This is a genomic window from Serratia ficaria (assembly GCF_900187015.1).
GTDB lineage: Bacteria > Pseudomonadota > Gammaproteobacteria > Enterobacterales > Enterobacteriaceae > Serratia > Serratia ficaria.
The window spans coordinates 3,168,377-3,189,151 of the sequence record NZ_LT906479.1; the positions used below are offsets into that span (position 1 = coordinate 3,168,377).

Annotated in this window: 18 protein-coding genes; 12 read left to right on the forward strand and 6 right to left on the reverse strand. The window is 60.3% G+C overall.

The window, feature by feature from the left end:
- Positions 1 to 23: 23 nt before the first annotated feature.
- The 5 genes from cheA to flhD all read right to left on the reverse strand — a co-directional run bounded on the left by cheA (position 24) and on the right by flhD (position 4,892).
- On the reverse strand, positions 24 to 1,979 hold the full coding sequence (gene cheA / locus CKW09_RS15035; protein WP_095098046.1) for a chemotaxis protein CheA: 1,956 nt from the start codon (positions 1,977 to 1,979) through the stop codon (positions 24 to 26).
- Positions 1,976 to 2,911, reverse strand: a complete 936-nt coding sequence (gene motB, locus CKW09_RS15040) for a flagellar motor protein MotB (RefSeq protein WP_095098048.1) — start codon at positions 2,909 to 2,911, stop codon at positions 1,976 to 1,978. The genes cheA and motB overlap by 4 nt, the downstream gene beginning before the upstream one ends.
- Entirely contained in the window at positions 2,908 to 3,798 is an 891-nt protein-coding gene (gene motA, locus CKW09_RS15045) for a flagellar motor stator protein MotA (protein WP_061794719.1), read from the reverse strand. Before motA ends, motB begins: the two co-directional genes overlap by 4 nt.
- 159 nt (positions 3,799 to 3,957) lie before the next feature.
- Complete coding sequence (gene flhC, locus CKW09_RS15050; protein ID WP_170310329.1) at positions 3,958 to 4,542, reverse strand: flagellar transcriptional regulator FlhC; 585 nt, start codon at positions 4,540 to 4,542, stop codon at positions 3,958 to 3,960.
- Entirely contained in the window at positions 4,542 to 4,892 is a 351-nt protein-coding gene (gene flhD / locus CKW09_RS15055) for a flagellar transcriptional regulator FlhD (RefSeq protein WP_061794720.1), read from the reverse strand. The genes flhC and flhD overlap by 1 nt, the downstream gene beginning before the upstream one ends.
- Before the next feature lie 1,373 nt (positions 4,893 to 6,265).
- Between flhD and ydgT the strand changes: the two genes are divergently transcribed.
- The 3 genes from ydgT to CKW09_RS15070 all read left to right on the forward strand — a co-directional run bounded on the left by ydgT (position 6,266) and on the right by CKW09_RS15070 (position 8,161).
- Entirely contained in the window at positions 6,266 to 6,481 is a 216-nt protein-coding gene (ydgT, locus tag CKW09_RS15060) for a transcription modulator YdgT (protein WP_061794721.1), read from the forward strand.
- Positions 6,482 to 6,631: 150 nt separating this feature from the next.
- Positions 6,632 to 7,051 (forward strand): universal stress protein UspC, encoded by a 420-nt coding sequence (gene uspC, locus CKW09_RS15065; RefSeq protein ID WP_061794722.1) that lies wholly within the window; start codon positions 6,632 to 6,634, stop codon positions 7,049 to 7,051.
- A gap of 78 nt (positions 7,052 to 7,129) precedes the next feature.
- Positions 7,130 to 8,161: an NADP-dependent oxidoreductase gene (locus CKW09_RS15070; RefSeq protein ID WP_095098051.1), complete on the forward strand. Its 1,032-nt coding sequence runs from the start codon at positions 7,130 to 7,132 to the stop codon at positions 8,159 to 8,161.
- Positions 8,162 to 8,196: 35 nt separating this feature from the next.
- On the opposite strand, the gene pcp is transcribed toward CKW09_RS15070, so the two are convergent.
- A complete protein-coding gene (gene pcp / locus CKW09_RS15075; protein WP_095098054.1) occupies positions 8,197 to 8,844 on the reverse strand; it encodes a pyroglutamyl-peptidase I in 648 nt (215 codons plus the stop codon).
- A gap of 98 nt (positions 8,845 to 8,942) precedes the next feature.
- Here pcp and CKW09_RS15080 point away from each other — a divergent pair, with 98 nt between their 5' ends.
- The 9 genes from CKW09_RS15080 (at position 8,943) to tssB (ending at position 20,773) form a co-directional block, all read left to right on the forward strand.
- Entirely contained in the window at positions 8,943 to 9,875 is a 933-nt protein-coding gene (locus CKW09_RS15080; protein WP_061794725.1) for a LysR family transcriptional regulator, read from the forward strand.
- 1,140 nt (positions 9,876 to 11,015) lie between these two features.
- On the forward strand, positions 11,016 to 11,516 hold the full coding sequence (gene tagV, locus CKW09_RS15090) for a type VI secretion system accessory protein TagV (RefSeq protein ID WP_061794726.1): 501 nt from the start codon (positions 11,016 to 11,018) through the stop codon (positions 11,514 to 11,516).
- Positions 11,517 to 11,545: 29 nt separating this feature from the next.
- Positions 11,546 to 12,073 (forward strand): type VI secretion system lipoprotein TssJ, encoded by a 528-nt coding sequence (gene tssJ / locus CKW09_RS15095; protein ID WP_061794727.1) that lies wholly within the window; start codon positions 11,546 to 11,548, stop codon positions 12,071 to 12,073.
- Positions 12,074 to 12,113: 40 nt separating this feature from the next.
- Positions 12,114 to 13,460 carry a type VI secretion system baseplate subunit TssK gene (tssK, locus tag CKW09_RS15100; RefSeq protein ID WP_061794774.1) on the forward strand — a complete coding sequence of 449 codons (1,347 nt, stop codon included), beginning with the start codon at positions 12,114 to 12,116 and terminating at the stop codon, positions 13,458 to 13,460.
- Between the two features lie 21 nt (positions 13,461 to 13,481).
- Entirely contained in the window at positions 13,482 to 14,684 is a 1,203-nt protein-coding gene (locus CKW09_RS15105) for a DotU family type VI secretion system protein (protein ID WP_083950325.1), read from the forward strand.
- Complete coding sequence (tssM, locus tag CKW09_RS15110) at positions 14,684 to 18,322, forward strand: type VI secretion system membrane subunit TssM (RefSeq protein WP_095098061.1); 3,639 nt, start codon at positions 14,684 to 14,686, stop codon at positions 18,320 to 18,322. The genes CKW09_RS15105 and tssM overlap by 1 nt, the downstream gene beginning before the upstream one ends.
- Positions 18,323 to 18,340: 18 nt before the next feature.
- Positions 18,341 to 19,060, forward strand: a complete 720-nt coding sequence (gene tagF / locus CKW09_RS15115) for a type VI secretion system-associated protein TagF (RefSeq protein WP_061794775.1) — start codon at positions 18,341 to 18,343, stop codon at positions 19,058 to 19,060.
- 22 nt (positions 19,061 to 19,082) lie between these two features.
- Positions 19,083 to 20,111 (forward strand): type VI secretion system protein TssA, encoded by a 1,029-nt coding sequence (gene tssA, locus CKW09_RS15120; protein ID WP_061794730.1) that lies wholly within the window; start codon positions 19,083 to 19,085, stop codon positions 20,109 to 20,111.
- 125 nt (positions 20,112 to 20,236) lie between these two features.
- Entirely contained in the window at positions 20,237 to 20,773 is a 537-nt protein-coding gene (gene tssB / locus CKW09_RS15125; RefSeq protein WP_061794731.1) for a type VI secretion system contractile sheath small subunit, read from the forward strand.
- Positions 20,774 to 20,775: the final 2 nt, after the last annotated feature.

The window sequence follows — 20,775 nt, forward strand, 5'->3', positions numbered from 1 at the left end:
CTTCTGAATCAATAGATTAATTATTATGCGGCGGCGTCCGTCAGACGCTTCTCACGGTTTAGGGTTTGCAACGCCGAGACGTCGACAATCAGCGCCACGCTGCCGTCCCCCAGAATGGTGGCGGCGGAGATGCCCGGCACCTTGCGATAGTTGCTTTCCAGGTTTTTCACCACCACCTGATGCTGGCCGATCAGCTGATCCACCAGCAGCGCATAGCGGCGGCCGGCGCTTTGCAGGATCACCACGATCCCCTGGGTGGCATCGGTCTTGGCATTCTCCACCTGGAACACCCGGTACAGTTCCACCAGCGGCAGGTATTCGCCGCGCACCTGCAGCACCCGCTCGCCGCCGGCCAGCGGATGCAGATCTTCCGCCTGCGGCTGCAGTGATTCCATCACCGCATTCAGCGGCAGGATAAAGACCTCGTCGTTCACCTTGACCGACATGCCGTCGAGGATCGCCAGCGTCAGCGGCAGCAGGATGCGGATCGCGGTGCCCTTGCCCGCCTGGGAGTGGATCTCGACGTGACCGCCCATTTCCTGAATGTTTCTTTTCACCACGTCCATGCCGACGCCGCGGCCGGAGACGTCGGTCACCTGTTCGGCGGTGGAGAAGCCCGGCGCGAAGATCAGCATGCCGACCTCTTCATCGCTCATGCCGTCGCTGACCGCCAGCCCCTGCGAGGCCGCCTTGGCGAGGATTTTTTCGCGGTTGAGGCCGGCGCCGTCGTCGGTCACTTCGATGCAGATATTGCCGCCCTGGTGTTCGGCCGACAGCACCAGGTTGCCCACTTCCGACTTGCCGGCGGCGACGCGGGTAGCGGGATCTTCGATGCCGTGATCCAGGCTGTTGCGCACCAGGTGCGTCAGCGGATCGATAATGCGCTCGATCAGGCTCTTGTCCAGCTCGGTGGAACTGCCCTGCAGCGTCAGCTCCACCTGCTTGTTGAGCTTGCCGGCCAGATCGCGCACCAGCCGCGGGAAGCGGCTAAAGACGTATTCCATCGGCATCATGCGGATCGACATCACCGACTCCTGCAGGTCGCGCGCGTTGCGCTCCAGCTGGCTCATGCTGTTCAGCAGGTCGCCGTGATCCACCGGGTCCAGGTTGCCGGAGCGCTGCGCCAGCATCGACTGGGTGATCACCAGTTCGCCCACCAGGTTAATCAACTGGTCCACCTTCTCCACCGCCACGCGGATGCTGGTCGACTCGCTGGCCTTGGCGCGCGCTTTCGGCGCCTCGGCCGGGGCCGGTTTGGCGGCAGCGGCTTCGGCGATCGGCGCGGCGGCCGGCTCAGGCGGCGCTTCGCTCTGCGGCGGCGTAGCGAAGGCGATTTGCTCCGGCTCCAACACGAAGCACAGCACCGCACTGATGTCATCCTCGCTGGCCGAGGTCAGCAGCGTCACCTCCAGGCTGTTTTCGGTCTGACGCGGATCTTTCACTTCGCCCAGATTGCCCAGCTCCTCCAGCATCAGCGGGATCTCGCTGGCCTTCAGGCCGGACAGGCTGATGCGCATGCCGCCTTCGATCGCCGCCGGCGCGGCTATGGCTTGCGGCACCGCCGGTTGTGCAGCGGGAGCCTGCTGCTGCGCTTCCAACGCCAGCTGGCGCAGCGCCTGGCAGATATATTCGAAGCTGTCGGCGTCGGGCTGTTGCGAGGTTTTATAGGCGTCCAGTTGCTCCTGCATAATGTCTTTGGTTTCCAGAAACAGGTTGATAATCTCGGTGCTCAGGCTCATTTCCTGACGCCGGGCACCGTCCAGCAGGTTCTCCAGCAGGTGGGTGGTTTCCTGCAGCACCGAAAAACCAAAGGTCGCGGCGCCGCCCTTGATCGAGTGCGCCGCGCGAAAGATGGCGTTCAGCGGCTCGATATCCGGAGCCAGCGGATCCAGCTCCAGCAGGTGCTGTTCCATGTCTGCCAGCAGCTCGTCTGCTTCATCAAAAAAGGTCTGATAAAAAGCGCTAATATCCATGCTCACGGGGTCACCTCGGGCTGTGAGTCGCGGTTAGTCGGTGCCGGCGCGGTCGCCGAAGGCGCCAGCTGTTTCAGGCGGTCGGGCTGGGCGATATCCATCGCGTTGCTTTCGGCATTTTCGTGCTCGATGCCCTGCTGAGTTTCCCTGTTCAGCATCAATACGGTAATCCGGCGGTTGATCGCATCGTCGGCGCCGTGCTGTTTCAGGCTCATGGTGGCCGCCATGCCCACCACCCGCAGCACCTTGCCCTCAGACAGGCCGCCGGCGATCAGCTCGCGGCGCGAAGCGTTGGCGCGATCGGCGGACAGCTCCCAGTTGCTGTAGCCGCGCTCGCCGCTGGCGTAAGGGATATCGTCGGTATGGCCGGACAGGCTGATCTTGTTCGGCAGGTCGTTGAGGATCGGCGCAATCGCCCGCAGAATATCGCGCATGTAGCTTTCAACCTGCGCGCTGCCGGTCTTGAACATCGGCCGGTTCTGGCCGTCGATGATTTGGATGCGCAGCCCTTCGTCCATCATGTTGATCAGCAGATGCGGCCGCAGCGCCTTCAGGCGCGGGTCCGACTCAATCAGCTCATCCAGCTGCTCGCGCAGCTTGTTGAGCCGCAGCTCTTCGGCGCGCTTTTCCGGTGAATCAACCCGCTTCTTCACCAGGCCTTCCTGCTGGGTCGGGTCATCGCCGCCGCCCGGGATCGGGCTGCTTTCCGAGCTGCTTTTATCGCCGGTGGTCAGCGCCACCTTCAGCGGGGTGCGAAAATACTCGGCGATTTGCGTCAGCTCCTGCGGGCTGGCGATCGCCAGCAGCCACATCACCAGGAAGAACGCCATCATTGCGGTCATAAAGTCGGCGTAGGCTATCTTCCAGGAGCCGCCGTGATGGCTGGCCTGATGCGCCTTGCGCTTTCTGACCAGAACGACCGGGTGATTCTGTTTCATGCTTCTTCTTCTTCCGTCGCCTGCTGCGCCGGCGCTTTCACCCGGCGCACGTGCTCTTCCAGCTCAACGAACGAAGGACGCTCGGTGGTGTACAGCGTTTTACGGCCGAACTCGACCGCGATCTGCGGCGCGTAACCGTTCAGGCTGGACAGCAGCGTAACCTTGATGCACTGCATCATCTTGACCGTCTCGGCGCTCTTTTGCCGCAGCAGGGTGGAAAGCGGAGAGATGAAGCCGTAGGCCAGCAGGATGCCCAGGAAGGTACCGACCATCGCGTTGGCGATCAGCGCCCCCAGCTCGGCGGCCGGGCGATCGGCCGAGGCCAGCGCATGCACCACGCCCATCACCGCCGCCACGATGCCGAACGCCGGCAGCGAGTCGCCGACCATCGCCAGGCTACCGGCCGGCACTTCGCTTTCCTGTTCGAAAGTTTCGATTTCTTCATCCATCAGCGCTTCGATCTCGAACGCATTCATATTGCCGCTCACCATCAGCCGCAGATAGTCGGTAATGAACTCCACCAGGGTGTTATCGGCAAGGATGCGGGGATAATTAGAGAAAATTTCGCTTTCCTGCGGGTTATCGATATCGAACTCGAGGGACAACATGCCCTGCTGGCGCGATTTGGCCAACAGCCGATACAGCAACGCCATCAGATCCATATACAGATCCTTGCTGTATTTCGAACGGCGCATCAGCTTGGGCAGCGCACGCAGCGTGGATTTGATGGCCTTGCCGTTGTTGCCGACGATAAAGGCGCCGATGCCCGCACCGCCGATAATCAGAAATTCTGCCGGCTGATACAGCGCGCCGAGATGGCCCCCCACGATCAGGTATCCGCCAAAAACCGCACCCAATACCACCAGATAACCCAAAATAACTAACACACGCATTCCTTAAATTAACAATGTGGATGGAAGGTGGGGCAAACGCGCCATGGCACGCCGGCGGCGCAGCAAATTGGGCTGCGTCGACGGGGCGGCATGGCCGCCCACTTGCGTATCACACGTCTGTTTTCACTGCCGAGAACCGGCAATGTTGCGGGCTCAAATGGCGCGTTTAACCTGCTCGTCCAGCAGTTGAGGAATAATATCGGCCAGTTGCGGCGAAAGTTTACGTCTTTTTACTGCGCGGGATGGGGGTTGGCATAAACTGCAGATAAAACCGTTAAGCGGTTGATGCGCATGGGTGATGAAGGCGCCGCCGCAGCAGCTGCAGGCGGAAAGCTGCAGCATGCCGCTGTCGACGAAGCGCACCAGCGTCCAGGCGCGGGTCAGCGCCAGCAACGGCGCCTCCCCCGCCTGCTGGGGGCATTGCTCCAGGTACAGGCGATAAGCCTTGATCACCGCCTCTACGCCGCTGCACTGCCCGCTTTTCATCAAAAATCGGTAGGCGTTGTAAAACATCGAAGAGTGGATGTTCTGTTCCCAGGTCATAAACCAGTCGGTAGAGAACGGCAGCATCCCTTTAGGCGGCGGGCTGCCGCGCAATTCCTTATAGAGCTTAATCAAGCGCCCACGGCTGAGCTGGGTTTCGCTCTCCAGCATCTGCAAACGGGCCCCCAGTGAAATCAGCTCCATGGCGAGCTGAATGTCCTTGGCTTCCTGAACAATACTTTTCTCTACCATCATCAGGCTCTTTTCTTCGTCGCACTACCGTCTTTAGCCGATAGCTCTTGCAGTAAATGACTCGAAAGCAAAATCCCGGTATGGATTTGCTGCAGGGAGTCCACTCGCGACTCTTTGGTCAGGTGTTCGATACTCTGGCTGTCGTTAAAGCGGAAGTGGCAGATCAGCTGGTTGGTCTCCGCCAGTTTGACCATTTGCGGCAACGTCAGTTGCGCGAGCGCATCGGCCATGGTTTCGTCAATACCCAGACGGAACATCGCCGACGCTTTTTCATCATTAATCAATCGCTGTGCTAAAAGTAAGTATGACAAATTTATGTCATAAATATGCTTAAGTAATTCAGACGTACCCATATTCCCCATCCCGACAGACTATGTTTAAAAACATACGCTGGGTGATAATTTTTATCGCCCGTGACCTGGGTTTGTTCCCGAAGTTGGCAAATTAATTCCTGAAGAGCAGCCGTTATAAATTTTGCAAATCACTAAATTCGACCGCTGTTCAGTATTTGATACGTGCGTAAACCAACGTGTATGGATGTACAGCATTTTTGCTTCGATAGTGTTTAGTCACCATGAAACTATTTTTACAAAATTAATAAGATTATTCCTAAAGCAGCGCAACTCTACCCCCGAACCATTAGCACACACAATGTAAGTAAGAAGCAATTTTAAATACAATGTGACAGAGATCACAAAAATAAAAAATATTTAAGCCAAATATCTCGTATTGCGCTCACTTTTCGAGCTTATTTTCGTTCACTAAATAGCCATAAGTAAAAAAACGTCTTAAAAACAATGCATATCAGCCAAAAAATTATCTTTTTTAGATCAATTCGAACAAAAGCATCACCAAACCAAAATAACAGAACAAAAATCTGTTACTAGCCGATAAATGCAGTATAAATAACCATTTAACGGGCGATAAACTATAGCTCGCAAAAAGTAACACACGGCAACTATAAGTCTTTATGGTTTCGGATTTGACTTAAATTTCCGACGGCGGGCCGTTTTAATTTTCGGCGCGGGGGAAGATTGGCTTAACGATGATTCGTCGATGTCGTGAACAAGAAAACAGACGTAACGATATGTTTCCGTATAAGTGCGGCGCAAGAATGGCATTTCAGGCTAAAAATACCCTTAAAACGAATTATCGACCGCAATCGTTAAAACTTTAATTCTTTTTTTTCGGCCCAGTGAAAAAACGCTTGATTATCACCATGCGTTATTTGTTATTGTGTTTTTTGGTGGCATATCTCATTTCAAGATAAATAAAACGCAGTTTTTTATTCATTCCCTCAGGCTCTCACTGCAGCGAAAAATCACAGCGACCATAAATATCGCGATAAAAGAATGCCAGGCCGATGCGCAAGCAGAAGCAGGCGCCAGGTTCAGCATCGTGCGAACGGCGCCGCTCATCCGCGCCATCGTCAAGCGCAGGGTTCGGCAACCGCCGCCGCCGCCCTGCCCGCCGCGCCCTCCGCCCCCGCAACCTGAGACTTTCCCTATTTATTCATTTATCAGCAGGATGACATTGCTGACGGCGCGTCGGCATATTATTATTCACCCAGCGCCGCAGCCGTCTGGCCGCGTCATTATTACCGCAGTGCAATTTATTTATTCGAAATGATTTTGTCAGGTCGTACATCGCTGCCTCGACGGGGTTTCCGCGAGCCGCTGATGTTTAATCCGCCCGGCTACAACTATTAACAGGCTATATTTTAATCATGACTGATACCCTCGAATATCTGATGACATTCCGCAAATGCTCCAGTTTGGACAGCCTGGAAAAGGTGTACGACAAGCTGAACTATTCCATTGATAATGATACGGAAATTAGCAACATGTACCGCGCCGCCGACCACCGTCGCGCCGAGTTGGTTGCCGGTAAATTGTTCGATTTGGGCAAGGTGCCGAAAACGCTGTGGGCGCAGGTGCTTTAATTCAGCTAATTGCGCGCGGCGGGCGTTTTATCTTTTATTGCTATATAACCGCTCCGCCCGTGGATTTATTGCCGCGCGTGATACAAAACACATTTATTTTGCCCGTCAGGTCCTATCCTTTTAGCCGAAGAGTGGCTACAGGAGGTGAAGATGGGATATCAAAACGTTCTGGTCACCGTCGCCGTCGCGGCAGACAGCCATCGCCTGGTTGAAAAGGCCGTCTCCATCGTTCGCCCCTACCGGGGAAAAATCACCCTTTTGAGCACCATCGCCAATCCGGAAATGTACAATAATTTCGCCGGGCCGATGCTCGGCGACCTGCGGGCGCTGATGGAAGAAGAAACCCGGCTGTTTTTGGAGGAGCTGCGCCTGCGGGCGGGCTATCCGATCGCCGACACGCTGATCGTGCACGGCGAGCTGGGCGACAGCCTGAACTACGCCAGCAGCCGGCAGCCCTTCGATCTGGTGGTCTGCGGCAACCACAGCGACAGCATAATGAACAAGGTTTCCTGCTCCGCCGCGCGCTTTATCAACGCCAGCCGCGTCGACGTGCTGATCGTCCCGCTCTGAGCCAGCGCACATTAGGGTACGTCGTCCCGGCCGCTCTCGACTAGGCTTAGGGCACCTGTTTGCATTCTGGAGCGCCCCATGTCCCAACCTCAACAAAACCGTCGTATTCTGCTGGCTTCCCGCCCGCACGGTGAGCCCAAGGCGGCAGATTTTCGCCTCGACATCGCCGCGGTGCCGCAGCCGGCGGCCGGCCAGCTGCTGCTGCGCACCCGCTATCTGTCGCTGGATCCCTATATGCGCGGCCGCATGAGCGACGCGCCTTCCTATGCGCCGCCGGTCGAAATCGGCCAGGTGATGGTCGGCGGCACCGTTTCGCAGGTTGTCGCCTCGCAGCATCCGCAATTTAACACCGGCGACTGGGTGCTGGGTCACGACGGCTGGCAAGACTACGCGCTGTCGGACGGCAGCGGCCTGCGCAACCTGGGCGCCGATCTCGAACACCCTTCTCGCCTGCTGGGCGTGCTGGGCATGCCGGGCTTCACCGCCTATATGGGGCTGTTGGATATTGGTCAGCCGCAGCCGGGCGAAACGCTGGTGGTTGCCGCCGCCAGCGGCGCGGTCGGATCGGTGGTGGGTCAGATCGGCCGCATCAAGGGTTGCCGCGTGGTCGGCGTGGCCGGCGGGCCGGAGAAGTGCCGCTACGTGGTGGAAGAACTCGGCTTTGACGCCTGCATCGATCATCTCGCCGCCGACTTCGCCGAACAGCTGGCCGCCGCCTGTCCGCAGGGCATAGACGTATACTATGAAAACGTCGGCGGCGCGGTATTCGACGCCGTGATGCCGCTGCTGAACGCCAGGGCGCGCATTCCGGTCTGCGGCATTATCGCGCACTACAACGCCACCGGCTTGCCCGCCGGCCCAGACCGTCTGGCGATGCTGGAGGGGCTGATCCTGCGCAAACGCATCCGCATGCAGGGCTTTATCATCTTCGACGACTATGCCGCCGGCTACGATGACTTCCTGCGCCAGATGGGCGAATGGCTCGAACAGGGGAAAATCAGGTTCCGCGAAGATATCGTCGACGGGCTGGAAAATGCGCCTCAGGCATTTATTGGCCTGCTGCAGGGCAAAAACTTCGGCAAATTGGTGATCCGCGTCGCCGACGAATAACCGTCGCTCAGGGCGCACTCCGCGCCCTGATGCTCTCAATGCAGCGCGCCGTCGCTGAGCAATACGTCTTCCTCCACCGTCAATGCGCAGTGAACGATACTGCGCACGGCATCGATCATCGTCGCCAACGCCATGCTCGGCTTGCCCGGGTGATTGGCCGCCAGCTCATGACTATAAGGAATATGCACAAATCCGCCCTTGATGGCCAACTGCCGGCTGGCGATATGGTGGCGCAGGCCGTAAAACAGGTGATTGCAGTTGTAGGTGCCCGCGGTGTATGACACCGCCGCCGGGATCCCCTGCCGGCGCAGGCGCTGCAGCGCCGCCTTGAGCGGCAGCGTGCTGAAATAACCCACCGGGCCGCCCGCCACCACCGGCACGTCGATCGGCTGCTTGCCGGCATTGTCGGGTATGCGCGCGTCAATCAGATTAATCGCCACGCATTCCAGTGAGATTTCCGCTCGTCCGCCCGCCAGGCCCAGGCAAATCACCACCTGCGGCCGCAGTTGCTCCACCGCGGCAATCAGCCGCTCATTGGCGACGCCCAGTACGCACGGCAGCTCAAGCACGCTGATTTGCGCACCGGCGATGCGCTCGCCCGCCAGCGCCTGAGCGACCTGCCACGAGGGATTGATCGCATCCCCATCAAACGGCTCGATGCCGGTTACCAGTACCCTTTCCATTGCAACACCCTCTATTCCGGCCGATTTGGCGTGCTACCAGCCTAGATAACGCAGTATGATTCTGGAAATGGATTATCTGCATATAGAGTATTCATTAAATGAATTTAGCGAAGGTCGATCTTAATCTGCTGGTGGTATTTGACGCTTTGTATCAAACGCGGAATGTCACCGCCGCCGGGCTGCGCCTGAACCGCGCGCAACCGTCGGTCAGCAATGCGCTGTCTCGCTTGCGCATCCTGCTGGGCGACCCGCTGTTTGTGCGCAGCGGCGGCGGCATGCAGCCTACGCCGCGCGCTCATCAACTGATGCCGCCAATACGGCAAGTGCTGGAACAGATCGATCTGACGCTGGCGCCCCCCGTGGATTTCGATCCCGCCAGCGCCCGCGAGCGCCGCTTTACGCTGGCGGCCGGCGATTATGCCGACATCACGCTGTTGCCGGCCATTATCGGCAAACTGCGCCGCGACGCGCCGGGTATCGACATTCGGGTTTCACGCCTGGATCGCCGCCGGATCCACCAACAGCTGGCGCGCGGCGAAGTGGATATCGCCCTGGGTGGGCATATTTCCGGGCCGGAAAGCCATTACGTCCGCCGCTTGTTCGACGAGCATCTGCTGTGCATCGCCAGCCGCAATCACCCGATGTTGGCGGACGGCCGCTGGGATCTGGCGCGCTACCTCAGCCTGCCGCACGGCCTGTATGCGCCGACGGATGACGGCTCCGCACGCGGATTGATCGACCGGCGGCTGGCGGAAATCGGCGGTCAACGGCGCGTCGCCGCCACCTTCTCGCACATTGTCGCCCTGCCGGCGGTAGTGGCGGGCAGCGATTTGATCGCGACGCTGGCGGCCAGCGTCGCCCGAAAATTTGCCGATCCGGCGCGCATCCAATGCTTGCCGCTGCCGGACGAATTGAGCCTGCCGGCCTTCCCCATCGAGCTGGTCGCCGGCCGGCAGATAAAGCGCGATCCCGCCCTCGGCTGGTTATGCGACACCATAGGTCAACTCAACCTCGCTCCGCCCTCTCTCTGATCCCCGAATTTTACCGCATTTTCACGCCGCCTCATCGCCCGCCAGCCGTTCTCCGCGGGCACTTTTCGCCCACTCCAATAGGAATTATCCTAATTCATATTCACGTAATTTATATATATGATCATCTTTAACTTGCAAATGGTAAGGGCAAAAAACGATCTGTCACTTTTTTTCCGTAAAAAATTTGTTGTCATTTAAGCAACTTGACTTAAGTGTGACACATTTGTTTCCTGGTATTACCAATTAACCTTGTGATTTGACTTAAAACACCAAATAGACACAAGATATTGTTTTAAATGATGTAAATGCAAAGTGTGCGTGAGTTAACGATTTAGGCATTGATCCAGAAGGTTATTTTGCAAATGCCGACGGCTATTGTAGACTGCAGAAAATCTGTTGATGTGTAAACTTTGTTAAGTTTTTCGTCAGCGCCTGTCTCTAATCGTGACAGCTACGCCATCGGGATCGTGCGTCTACTCTCGTGCGGTAGCTATGCCTGAAGCCGGCAATACTACGATCTGACTTATCATTCTCCGGTACGGCGCCGCGGGTCACCGTTCGGTAGCCTGCCCGCCGCCAATGCCGGTGCGGCAAGGGATTTCGCCCTATTTCCCGTTATGACCCATGCACGTCATTGATTTAGGGAACGTTACCGCTTGGGTTCCCTGCCCCTGGATGTATTTATTGTGAAGTAGCCTGATATCTATTAAACCGAAAAACGGGATTGTTTTTGAGCGATGCGGCGTGCCTGCTCGCTGATATCCACAGGAAGCCTTGCACACACAATGAAAGCCGTAAAACCCTTGCGCCTACGCGTACCTCATCGCCCTTGCCGCCGGCAGGGGCAACATCCTCTGGGAACCTCCATTTTGGCGCCGGCCGACATGGGGGTTTCCCCGCGTCCGTACCCGGAGCCCGACTGGCGGTACCGCCACGACCGCGCCGGGCTCGCCCCCCCTCTCCCGTTTTTCCTCCGCGGCGACGCTCATTCGTTATCGGATATCGGACCGCTGAATGGCCGCCTGGCGTCGCCACGCAGGCTGCCGGACCGGCGAAAGACATCGCTGCCTGCGCCATGAAACCGGCGCTCTTAATGCACAGCCCCTTCGTTTCAGCCAATAAAAAATCAAAGAGGATATTGTGAAAACACGGATTACCCTGACGCTACTGACCGCCCTGACGCTTGCCGGCTGCTCCAGCCCGCCGCCGCCGCCGCCGGCGCTCGACAACGACGCCATCGTCAGCAGCGAAGTCAACGGCGTAAAACTGCAGCATCGCGCCGCCGTCGCCGCCCCCAAGCAGTTCAAACCGATCGGTGAGGAATACCGCAGCCTGTACGCCGCCAGCATCATGAGCAGCCCGGGTTACAACGGCAGCGCCGTCGGCAGCCTGGATAACGCCGCCGCGTTCTATGCTCTGGGCGAAGTCGAAAACAACTGGCTGGCGATCTCGGCGATCCGCGACGGCGACCTGATCGGCTATATCCAGAAAAACGCCGGGGTGCCGGAGGCGCGTTACAAATCGACGCTGCGCAAGGACCTGCCGCGCCGCGCCCGCGCCGCCAGACAAGACTGCGTGAAAGTCGGCGGTGACAGCAAGGCCTGCAAGAACGCCGGCTCAGCCACCTGGATCCTCCAGTAGTTCACCCATGGGTGACGGGACTCCCCACGATGACAAAACCAATCGCCTCCCGCTGGTGCGGGATGTTATTCCTGATGCTGGGCGCGCTGGCGCTCAGCGGCTGCATGTCTTCCGCCAAAAGCGTACCTTCGCGCTATAGCCTGAACTTCGACGCCGACCCCCGGGTCAACGCCGCGGCGGGGCAACGGCCGGCGCCGATAAAAATCCGCGTGCTGCTGCTGCGTTCCGACGCGGAGTTTATGGAGGCCGATTTCTTCAGCCTGCAGAACGACGCGAAAAGCGTGCTCGGCAACAGCCTGCTGGACAGCGATCAGTTCTTCCTGACGCCGGGCCAGGTGGGCAAACAGCTACGCGGCCAGAGCACGCTGGAAACCCGCTACATCGGCATCATCGCCGAATATCAGAATTTGGACGGCAAGGCCTGGCGCATCTCGCTGCCGCTGCCGGAACCCACCGAGACCAATTTTTACAAGGTATGGCAATTCTCGCCGGATGAGTTGGCGGCGCACGTCGTCGCGGGCATTAGCGGCCTGCGTACCGTGAAAGATCCGGACTGACCAACCGCTGCGCTGATGCGAAGTAACTATAGGTGTGATGATGAAAGATGCTCATAAGGTAGTCTGGACTGAGGGGATGTTTTTGCGCCCTCACCATTTTCAGCAGGCGGAAAATTACCTCGAAGGCTACATGCGCAACTGGGGCCAGGCCCATAACGGTTGCTTCTGGGGCTTCCTCAGCCTGGATCTGGATCAGACGCTGCTGCGCCAGGGAAAAATCGCGCTCAACGCCGCCAGCGGCATTATGCCGGACGGCACGCCGTTTCGTTTCTCCGGCGCCCAACAGGCGCCCGCTCCGCTGACCATCGCCGAGAACAAGACCGGCGAAAACGTGGTGTTGGCCCTGCCGACCTACCGCGCGGGCCGCGAAGACGTGATCTTCCAGGAAAGTCCGGACGCGCTGGCGCGCTATCTGGCCTATGAAAACGAAGTCGACGATCTGAACGCCGTCTCGGTCGGCAGCGCGGCGCTGCAGTTCGGCCAGCTGCGGCTGCGGCTGATGCTGGAGAGCGATCTCAACGCCGAATGGACCGCGCTCAGCCTGACCCGGGTGCTGGAAAAACGCGGCGACAACAGCCTGCGGCTCGATCAGGCGCAAATCCCGCCGATGCTGAACTGCCAGGGCAATCCGGTGCTGAAAACCTTCATCAACGATCTGCAGGGCCTGCTGCAGCAGCGCAGCCAGCAAATGAGCCAGCGCCTGCTGCAGCCGGGCCGCGGCGGCAGTTCGGAGATGGTCGATTTCATGCTGCTGCAGCTGATCAACCGCCATCTCGGCCAGGTGAGCCACGCTTACCATCTTGACCATCTTCATCCGGAACGGCTGTTCGCCGACTGGTTGCAGTTCGCCACCGAGCTCGCCAGCTTCTCGGCGCAGCGCACGCCGGAAGGCCGCCTGCCGGTGTATGACCACGATAATTTGGCGCTGTGCTTCGGCAAGCTGATGCTGTTGCTGCGTCAGGGCCTGTCGGTAGTGCTGGAGGACAACGCCATCCAGCTGACGCTGGTCGAGCGTTCGCACGGCCTGAACGTCGCCACGGTGCAGGATACCAGCATGATGCGCGACTTCGGTTTTGTGCTGGCGGTGCGCGCCGACGTCGCCGCCGAAGTGCTGCTGACGCACTTCCCGGCGCAGATGAAGATCGCGCCGGTGACGCGCATACGCGACCTGGTGCAGCTGCAGCTGCCGGGTATCGGCCTGCGCACCATGCCGGCGGCGCCGCGCCAGATCCCCTATCACGCGGGTTACACCTATTTCGAGCTGGAAAAAGGCGGCGACCTGTGGAAGCAGATGGAAAAATCCAGCGCCTTCGCCCTGCATCTGGCCGGCGAGTTCCCGGGGCTGGACATGGAATTTTGGGCCATTCGCAGCCATACGGATCGCTAACTCATGACTCAGGAAAATAGCATGGCGCCGGCGGAGAACCCGCTGGTGGAGGCCGCCAACCCGCTGCTGAACGCCATTTCGCAGATCCGCCAGTCGGCGACCCACGCCAACCCGGCCCAGCTGCGCCAACAGCTGATCGACGAAGTGCGCCGCTTTGAAATCCGCGGCCAGCGCGCCAGCCTGCCGTACGAAGTGATCATCGGCGCGCGCTACTGTCTGTGCACCGCGCTGGACGAGGCCGCCGCGCTGACGCCCTGGGGCAGCAACAGCGTATGGTCCGGCAGCGGGCTGCTGGTGACCTTTCACAACGAAACCTGGGGCGGGGAGAAGTTCTTCCAGCTGCTGGCCAAGCTGTCGCAAAGCCCGCGCGAGCACATCCAGCTGTTGGAACTGATCAATTTCTGCCTGCTGCTGGGCTTTGAAGGCCGCTACCGGGTGATGGAAAACGGCCGATCGCAGCTGGAAACCATGAAACAGCGCCTGCTGCAGCTGATCCGCTCGGTGCGCGGCGGGTATGCGCCGCCGCTGTCGCCGAACGCGCTGGATCTGCCGGTGCAGCAAAAACTGTGGCGGCCGCTGGTGCCGTTGTGGGCCTGCGTGGCCCTGACCGGTTTCCTGGCGTCGCTGCTGTTCATCGCTCTCAACTGGCGGTTGGGCGACGCCACCAGCCCGGTGCTGGCTTCGATTTACCAGACCAACCTGCCGCAGGTGGCGATCGGCAATCCGGCGCCGGCCGCGCCGCCGACGCTGAGCCTGAAAAGTTTCCTGCGCAAGGAAATCGCCGAAGGCCTGGTGGTGGTGCGTGACGAAGCGCAGCAGAGCGTGGTGATCCTGAAAGGCGACGGGCTGTTCGATTCCGCCGCCACCACCGTGCGCGCCAACTATATTCCGGTTATCGACCGCGTGGCCGCCGCGATGAACGGCGTCAGCGGCAAGATTTTGGTCACCGGCTACAGCGACAACCTGCCGATCCGCAGCGCGCGTTTCGCCTCCAACTGGGAGCTGTCCCTGGCGCGCGCCGAAGCGGTCAGCGCCCGGCTGCAAAAACACCTCGATAACCCGCAACGCGTGAAGGCGGAGGGCCGCGGCGAAAGCGACCCGGTGGCGCCGAACGATAACAAAGTGAACCGTGCGCTGAACCGCCGGGTAGAAATTACGCTGTTGGTCGCGCCGGAAAACACCCAGGCGGAAATCAACGGCTTGCCGCAAGGAAACGGAAAGTAATGCTCAGTACGTTATTCTCCATCATCACCAGCCGCCTGTTGTGGGGCTTTGCCGGCATCACCGCTCTGGCGTTCATCATCTGGATGATCGGCCCGCTGGTGGCTATCGGCGACTATCGGCCGCTGGAACCGGCACTCAACCGCCAGATAGCCATCGGCGTAATTTATCTGATTTGGTTCCTGTGCCGCATCATTCCCCGGATCTACAGCGCCTGGTTCAATCGCCGCCTGTTGAGCAACCTGCGCGCCGCCGAGGAACCACCGGCGGAGAGCGGCAAAGCGCTGCCCAAACAGGATGAGCAGCTGGCCCAGCGCTTCGACGAAGCGGCGCAGCTGCTGAAGAAGGCGCGCTTTGCGCCGGGCCAGGGCGACAGCAAGCACCGCTGGATGACGCGCTTCAGCAGCCAGTATCTGTACCAGTTGCCGTGGTATGTGATCATCGGCGCGCCGGGCGCCGGCAAGACTACCGCTCTGGTCAACTCGGGGCTGCATTTCCCGCTGGCCGACCGCTTCGGCAAATCCGCCCTGCGCGGCGTCGGCGGCACCCGCAACTGCGACTGGTGGTTCACCAACGACGCGGTGCTGCTGGATACCGCCGGCCGCTACACCACACAGGAAAGCCAGCGTGAAGAAGACGCCGACGAATGGAAAAGCTTCGTCAGCCTGTTGAAAAAATACCGCACCCGCCAGCCGATCAACGGCGTGATGGTAACCATCAGCGTCGCCGATTTGCTGAGCGACAGCGCCGAAGCCCGCGCGGCGCAGGCCAGCGCACTGCGCAAGCGCCTGATTGAGCTGTACGAACAGCTGGGCATTCATTTCCCGGTGTACGTGCTGGTGACCAAAACCGACCTGCTCAACGGCTTTATGGCCTATTTCAGCGGCTTCGACAAAGCGCAGCGCGACCAGATTTGGGGATTCACTTTCCCTTATGAGCAGTCGCGCCAGGCGGATTTCAACCTGAACGCCACCTTTGAACAACAGTACGCCCTGCTGCAACAGCGGCTGGACGCGGCGCTGCCGGATACCCTGCTGGTTGAGCACGACGCCCGACAACGCGCCGAAAGCTACCTGTTCCCGCAGGAATTCGCCGCCCTGCGCCCGCTGCTGGGCCAGTATCTGGAACAGGTGTTCGCCACCTCCAGCTTCGAAACCCGCTTCACGCCGCGCGGCATTTACTTCACCAGCGGCACCCAGGAGGGCCTGCCGTTCGACCGGGTGATGGGCGAGCTGAACCGCTATCTGCAACTGCCGAGCGCCGGCGATCCGCAGCAGGCCAACTCGGCCTGGGACAGCGTCAACCAGCAGGCGCCGATCCCGGCGACCAAGGGGCAAAGTTTCTTCCTGAAAGACACGCTGGAAACGGTGATCTTCCAGGAGTCCGGCCTGGCGGGCAGCAACCGCTGGTGGGAATACCGCAACCGCGCCCTGCATTGGGCGGGCTACATCGCGCTGGCGCTGCTCCTGACAATCCTGGCGATTTTCTGGTTCACCAGTTACGGCAACAACAAGAGCTATCTGGCGGAGGTGGGCGCCAAGGTGCCGGGGGTAGAGCGCCAGGGCCAGAACCTCACCCAGTTGGGCAATGGCGATATGTTCTCGCTGCTGCCGTTCCTCAACAGCGTGCTGCACCTGCCGGACAGCCAGAACTTCTCGCTGGACGATCCGCCGTTCACCTACCGCATGGGTCTGTACCGCGGCGATCAGGTCAGCGACGCCAGCAACGCGCTGTATCAGAAGGCGCTGAAGGAACTGCTGTTGCCGCAGGTGGCGCAGCAAATCGCCACCACGCTGCGCAACGACAACCGCAGCGATGCGGATTTCAGCTACGAGGCGCTGAAGGCCTATCAAATGCTGTATCTGCCAAAGCAGTACGACGGCAAATTCCTGCGCGCCTGGGTGATGCTCAACCTGCAGCGCAACCTGCCGCAGGGCAGTACGCAGAAACAGCTGCAGCAGATTGAATGGCACCTGAGCCAGCTGCTCGACGCCCAGATCCAGCCTTCGCCGTACGCCAAAGACGAACCCCTGGTGGAACAGGCGCAGGCCGCGTTGAACCGCGCCCCCCTGTCGCAACGGGTTTATGGCCGTCTGAAGCGCCTGCTGTTGAAACAGACCGACATCAAGCCGGTCAGCCTGGTCGACCTGGCCGGCCCGCAAACCGAACTGGCCTTTTCGCGCAAAAGCGGCAAGCCGGTGACCGACGGCGTGCCGGGCCTGTTTACCTCGCAGGGCTACTGGAAAGCCTTCAACGACAATATCGACCCGGTGACCGACACCCTGCGCAAAGAAGACGTCTGGGTGCTGAACAGCAAAACGCCGGAGCTGAAAAGCGCCGATCTGATCAAGACCATCCGCCAGCTGTACATGCAGGATTTCATCAGCGCCTGGGATGAGCTGCTGGGCGATATCCAGCTGGCCAATATCGGCAACCTGACCCAGCGCATCAGCAGCGCGCGCCTGTTGTCCGGCAACCCGTCGCCGATGCGCAACCTGCTGGTCAACGTCAGCAAGAATGTCACCCTGCGCGACGAAAAAAGCGATGCCGACAGCCGATCGCTGCTGGATAAAACCGGAGATCGGCTGAACCAAAACGCCAACCGCACGCTGGAGGCGCTGTTCACCAACCGCCCGGCCAACGCCGACGGCGACGTTTCCGCCCAGCCGGAACAGCTGGTGATGGCGCACTTCGCGCCGCTGCTCGAGCTGGCGCAGAGCCAGGGCGAAGGCAACAAGGCGATCCCGTTCGACGGCGTGCTGAAGCAGGTCGATGAGCTATACAGCTATCTGACGGCGGTTCAGGGCGCCGCCAACAGCGGCATGTCGGCGCCGCCGAGCGACATTATCCCGCGTCTGCAGGCCGAATCCGGCCGCCTGCCGGTGCCGTTCAAACAGATGCTGCTGTCGCTGGCGATCGGCGCCAGCAGCGATACCCAGCGCAAGGAGATGGAGAACGTCAAGAAACGCATCAGCTTCGAGGTCGGCAGCTTTTGCCGCCAGGCGATAGCCGGGCGTTATCCGCTGGTCGCCCGGGCGCGTCAGGAAGTGACGCCGGACGATCTGGCGCGCATGTTCGCGCCTAACAGCGGGTTGATGGACAGCTTCTTCCGCGACAATTTGCAGGGCAAGGTTGACACCACTCGCGCCAACTGGCGCTTCACCCCCGGCGTAGACGGCAAAACGCTGCCGGGCGGCGAAGGGATCCTGCGCTCGTTCCAGCAGGCGCAGCGCATTCGCGACGCCTTCTTCGCCAACGGCACCGCGACGCCCTCTTACCGCGTCACCGTGCGGCCGGTGCGGATGGATAACGACATCCTCAACCTGACGCTGGATATCGACGGGCAGCTGTTCAAATACAGCCACGGCCCGCAGGTTCCGCTGGTGGTGAGCTGGCCGGGCACCCGCAACACCAACCAGGTGCATCTGCAGCTGGCGCTGGCCAACGGCACCACCGCCAGCCTGGTGACCAGCGGCCCCTGGGCGCTGAACCGCATGGTGGATATGGCGCAGTCCTCCGCCGGCAGCAGCAGCCTTGGCCGCCAGGCGACGTTTAATCTGGATGGCCACCACGTTACGCTGGAGTTCACGCCCAACAGTATCCGCAATCCATTCCAGCTGCCGGCATTCTCCTGCCCGTAGCCCCGAAAGGACAAGATGATGAGCAACGACCTGAGCCCGACCGCGAGCATTGGCTGGTATGGCAAGATCCCTTCCGCCGGCGATTTTTTGCAGCGCCGCCTGCCCGACCTGGTGGTCAATAACTGGGCCCACTGGTTTCATAACGGGCTGGTCAATCTGCAGCGCGACCAGCCGGGGCCGCATGGGCACCCTTTCAGCAATGCGCCGGTGTGGAACTTCGTCATTCCCGCCACGCTCGGCAGCCAGTATGTGCAGATGGGCTGCCTGCTGCCGGCCCGCGATCGGGTGGGACGCCTCTACCCGATCTGCGCCCTGCGCCTGTTCAGCCAGGACGACTGGCGCCCGCAACAGCTCAACATGGCGGCGGAATGGTACAACCAGCTCGGCTATCGGCTGCTGAACGGCGTGCGCAACGGGTTTTCCGCCGATCAGATCGACCGCTCGCTGTTGCAAATTCCGGCGTTGCCCAGCCCGCCGGCGGAGGCCGACTCCGAGATCTTGTCGATCATCGGCTTCCAGCATCCGGACGTGCCGGGCCTCGGCTGGCAACAGGCCGCCGACTGCTTCGATCCGGCGCAGTACGCCAGTTTCTGGTGGACCAATCAGGCCGACGGGCATCCGCTCTATACCCACGTGCACAGCGGCAACCTGACGGTGCAGCTGTTTGCGCTGTTGTTCGAACCCAATGGCTGGACGCGCACCGGCCGCAGCGGCCAGTACCCGCAAATGTTTGATTAACCCGGTCTGTTAAGGAAATTTTATGGCTATCGACACCCTGCTGGCCCCGGTTGACGCGGAGAATCCCTGCGGCGACAACCTGGAATATGACGCCGACTTTCTGGCGATGGAGCAGGCCGCCACCGGCAAGACCGAACAGCAGTTCGGCAGCACCATCATCCCGGCGGAGGCGCCGGACTGGATGCAGGTGGAACGCCTCGCCACCGCCCTGCTGGCGCGCACCAAGGATCTGCGGGTCATGCTGTATCTCACCCGGGCCTGGACGCAGCTGCGCGGTCTGCAAGGCTATGCCGACGGCCTGGCGCTGATCCACCAGGCGCTGGAGCGCTACTGGGATACGCTGCTGCCGCTGCTCGAGTTCGACGGCGAAGCGGATCCGCTGTTTCGCATCAACGTGCTGGCCGACCTGGGCGACAAGGCCGCGCTGGCCGCCAGCGTGCGCGCCGCGCCGCTGTTGAAAGGCGCCGCCGGTGAAATATCGCTGCGCGACGCCGGCGCGCTGCTCGACGGCAGCAAGCTGGAGTGCGCCAACTTTCCCGGCGGCCGGGCGCGCCTGCAGGATGAGCTGTCGCAGGCGGATCGTTCCGAAGGGCTGCTGGTCACGCGCATCGACGAAACGCTGAACGCCATCCGCGCGGTGGTCAGCCGCCACCTGGGCGAGAGCGCGCTGCCGGAGATGAACGGCCTGACCAAAGTATTCACCCTGATCGCGCAGTATTGCCACAGCGACGCGCCGGCTCCCGACGCCGGTGCGGAACAGCCCGAGCAGGCCGGCCTCCCGCCGACGAGCGCGGCGGCTCCCCAGGCCGCCGCGGCGCTCAACTGGCGCAGCGCGCAGATCCAATCGCGCGACGACGCCCAGCTGATGCTGGACAAGGTAAAGAACTATTTTCGTCTTCATGAGCCAAGCCACCCGGCGCCGCTGATGATCGATCGGGTACAGCGGCTGATCGCGCTGGACTTTATGCAAATCGTCCGCGATTTGGCGCCCGATGGTCTCAACCAACTGGAGACCATTCTCGGTCGCCCCGACAACGAGGAGAACAGCTAGCCGCCTACCCTTCGGTTCTCTTTACGACACCCATAACGTCTGCTCACCTGCGCAGGCCAGCATTTGAACCTGACTCTCCAAGCCGGATGAGGCGCGTTCCCAATCGCCACAAGATGGAGTAAATCATGCCAAACTCGAAATCCCGCAGCGGGCAGAAATTCATCGCCCGCAACCGCGCGCCGCGCGTACAGATTGAATACGATGTCGAAATTTATGGCGCAGAGCGCAAAATCCAGCTGCCGTTCGTGATGGGCGTGATGGCGGACCTGGTGGGGAAAGCGGTTGATCCGCTGCCAAGCGTCGACGAGCGTAAATTCATGGAGATCGACATCGATAACTTCGACGAGCGCATGAAATCGCTGAAGCCGCGCGTCGCCTATCAGGTCGACAACACCCTGACCGGTGAAGGCAAGCTGAATATCGACCTGACGTTCGAGAGCATGGAAGACTTTTCCCCCGCCGCCATCGCCCGCAAGGTCGACGCGCTGGACAACCTGCTGGACGCACGCACGCAGCTTTCCAACCTGCTGTCTTATATGGACGGTAAAAACGGCGCCGAAGAGCTGATCTCCAAGATCCTGCAAAACCCGACGCTGCTGCAATCCCTGACCGATGCGCCTAAGCCGGCGGCAAAGGACGACAACAACGAGCGTGAGGATTAATT